This window comes from Phytoactinopolyspora endophytica, assembly GCF_004138495.1.
Taxonomy (GTDB): Bacteria; Actinomycetota; Actinomycetes; order Jiangellales; family Jiangellaceae; genus Phytoactinopolyspora; species Phytoactinopolyspora endophytica.
The window spans coordinates 175,132-177,814 of the sequence record NZ_ML142865.1 but is presented as its reverse complement, the minus strand read 5'-3'; the positions used below and the strand labels follow the sequence as shown (position 1 = coordinate 177,814).

The window sequence follows — 2,683 nt, the reverse complement described above, 5'->3', positions numbered from 1 at the left end:
GCGCTCGGAACGCCGGGCGGCACCGGCGTGGCCACGGTCCTTTCCGGATACATCAGCGGCCGGCAGTCCGGCGAACGGAGGGCCGGTCCGGTACACGACGCGCTGTGCATCGCCTACCTGATCGACCCAGCCGTGGTGCGGCTGGAGCACTACCATGTCGCCGTCGACACGACCGGGTATCAGAACTTCGGACGAACCATCGTCGACGTACGGCGCCGGAGCGACACGGAAGCCAACACCTGGTTCGCCGTCAGCGCAGACCCGGCGCGATTCTTCGACCTCCTCCGTTCTACCGTCGCCCAGCCAACGCACGCCCCATGATCATGAACAGTAACCGTGTAGATAGCACGGTTACTGTTCATGATCACGGGCACGCGCGTCTCACGCCGACTGGTGCACTCCGCCACGCTCGGGTGCATCACGGCGATGCTCGTGCCCGTCCGGCTGTATGTCGGTCGGTGTGCCTTCGCGTCGCCGGTCGAGCTGGGCCGCGGCCCGCGCGAATGCTCGCTGCCGGACGACGGCCGCCTCCCGGCGGTCACACAGCACGGCCAAGAGCAGTGGTTCGACGCCGGCTTCCGCGGCGCACCGGGCGAACTCGTCGAGCTCCGCCGCAACCGCCGCCGGCCCCATCTCGGCCACTCGGTGGGCGAGTTCTCTGAGCTCGGCCGGCCCTTGCCACATGATCTGTTCACTCCCCGCGCTTGATCTGTCAGACCATCATCGAACGAACATCTGGCCCAGTTGAAGGGCCAGTTCACGAATAGTGGTCTGGGCCAGAGACGGCGCGATTGGGCTGGGCCCACGCGGGTAACGGTTTAACCAACGGTCCAGCACGAGAGGAGGACCTATCGTGGAGCGCGGCAGCGACAAACATGGTCCGCGACAGGACAACGAACTCAAGCACGAACTCCAGGGTATGGAGCAAGCGGACCGGCCGATCCGGGTCGAGGAGTGGAGGGACCCCGAGCCACCGGCCGACGACGACCCCTCGGCCTTCTCCGGCCAGGAACCCGCGGTGACGCCGCAGGTGGTTGCCGACACCATGACCGGGCGCGTGATCAGCGTTCCGATCGACGCTTCCGTCACCGATGCCGCGGTCGCGATGAGGAACAACGACGTCGGCGACGTGCTCGTCCTCGACGGGGGGATGGTCCGCGGCCTGGTGACCGACCGGGATTTGGTGGTTCGGGTGGTGGCTCAGGGCCGGGTGGCGGACAAGACGCCGGTCGACGAATTCTGCAGCGATGACGTCACGTCGGTCGTCCCCGGCACGTCAATCGACGATGCCGTGGCGGTGATGCGGACCCGTGCGCTCCGGCGCCTTCCCGTCGTCGATGAGGACATGCGGCCACTCGGTGTGGTGACGCTGGGGGATATAGCGCTCGCTCGGCAGCCCGGATCCGCGCTGGCCGATATCTCCGAAGCGCCGCCGAACAGGTAGCTGAGGTCGGCACGAGGCGGCGCCGGAGGAATGGGCGTGCCCAACGCCCGTTACGATCGGGCCCATGGCAGAAGTGATCGCGCGCGACGGTACGTGGACGTTCGACGGTGAGCTGATCCGTATCGTGCCGGGTGGCGATCGCAAGGTCCACAATCTGCGACAGGCCCTCGGCGAACTGGCCGTCCCTCTCAGAGCGATCTCCGGCATCACCTATGAGCCCGGACGCAAAGGCGGCCGGCTGCGGCTCCGCCTCCGTGACGGCGCCGATCCGTTCCTCCAGGTGACCGGTGGAAAACTGGCTGACGAAGCGGACCCGTACCGGCTCGCCGTCGACAAAGACACCGCCGGTGCGGCCGAGTATTTCGTCGACGAAGTACGCAACGCTCTGACCATCGAGCAAGTGCCGCCCGGGGCGTGCGAGCATTACCTGCTCAACGGCCCGAGCGTGCCGCTGACGGCCACGGCGGGCGATGGCACGGTCTCATTCGACGGCATGCGGATCCGCATCGAGTGGACCGAGTGGGCCGAGCAGGTCAAGAAGTCCAGCGGAGCACGAGAGATCTCCATGGAGGACGTGCACGGCGTCGAGTGGGTACCGATCATCGGCTTCACCAACGGCTTTCTGCGCTTCCGGGTGACCGGCGCGTCCGCGCTTCTCCCGAAGCACGACCCGAACTGCATCACCTGGGGCATGCGTCGTGAAGGCGGCACCATCTCGTTGCTGGCCGCCGCCGTGGTAGCACGGCTTCCCCACCCGTCAGCCGACCACGAGGCGGCACCCGGGCGCACCCGGCCCTCCGGCACAGGTAGCGGGGCGGACACGGCCGGCCCTGGAGATGATCATGACACGGTCCTGCGGCGACTGCGCGAACTCGGCGAACTGCACCGCGACGGGGTGTTGACCGAGGAGGAGTTCGCGGCGGCCAAACAGGCCTTGCTGCGCGAGCTCTGACGCGGCGCAACAGGGCAGTTTTCACCGTATTCGCCGCCCGGAGGTGTCGAAGTCATCGGAAATCTGATCTCATTCTGGCGTGACCGTACCCGGCGAAGCCTCCGACAGGACCCATCCCAACCGGCGCCACGTTGTCAGCTGGGCGTTGTGGGACTGGGGGTCGGCCGCCTTCAACGCGATCATCGTCACCTTCGTCTTCACGGTCTATCTCACCGACAGCGTCGCGAGTGACGAGGACAGCGGGTCTCAAGCGCTCGGCATCGCGCTGACCATCGCGGGCGTGCTGG

Annotated in this window: 4 protein-coding genes and 1 pseudogene; 4 read left to right on the top strand and 1 reads right to left on the bottom strand. The window is 67.2% G+C overall.

The window, feature by feature from the left end:
- Nucleotides 1-321, top strand: a 321-nt coding sequence (locus ELR45_RS39230; protein ID WP_205857341.1) for a nucleoside hydrolase, incomplete at its 5' end; no start/stop codon positions are given.
- A gap of 60 nt (nucleotides 322-381) precedes the next feature.
- Here the strand turns inward: ELR45_RS39230 and ELR45_RS26930 are convergent.
- Entirely contained in the window at nucleotides 382-684 is a 303-nt protein-coding gene (locus ELR45_RS26930) for a hypothetical protein (protein WP_129669068.1), read from the bottom strand.
- A 169-nt stretch (nucleotides 685-853) separates the two neighbouring features.
- Between ELR45_RS26930 and ELR45_RS26925 the strand changes: the two genes are divergently transcribed.
- From ELR45_RS26925 to ELR45_RS39225, 3 genes and pseudogenes are all read left to right on the top strand, one after another.
- Nucleotides 854-1,444, top strand: coding sequence for a CBS domain-containing protein (locus tag ELR45_RS26925; RefSeq protein WP_205857340.1), 591 nt, complete (start codon nucleotides 854-856; stop codon nucleotides 1,442-1,444).
- A 64-nt stretch (nucleotides 1,445-1,508) separates the two neighbouring features.
- Nucleotides 1,509-2,396, top strand: coding sequence for a DUF4429 domain-containing protein (locus tag ELR45_RS26920; RefSeq protein WP_129669067.1), 888 nt, complete (start codon nucleotides 1,509-1,511; stop codon nucleotides 2,394-2,396).
- Between the two features lie 79 nt (nucleotides 2,397-2,475).
- Nucleotides 2,476-2,683 (top strand): annotated as a pseudogene (locus ELR45_RS39225) (MFS transporter); the annotation flags it as partial.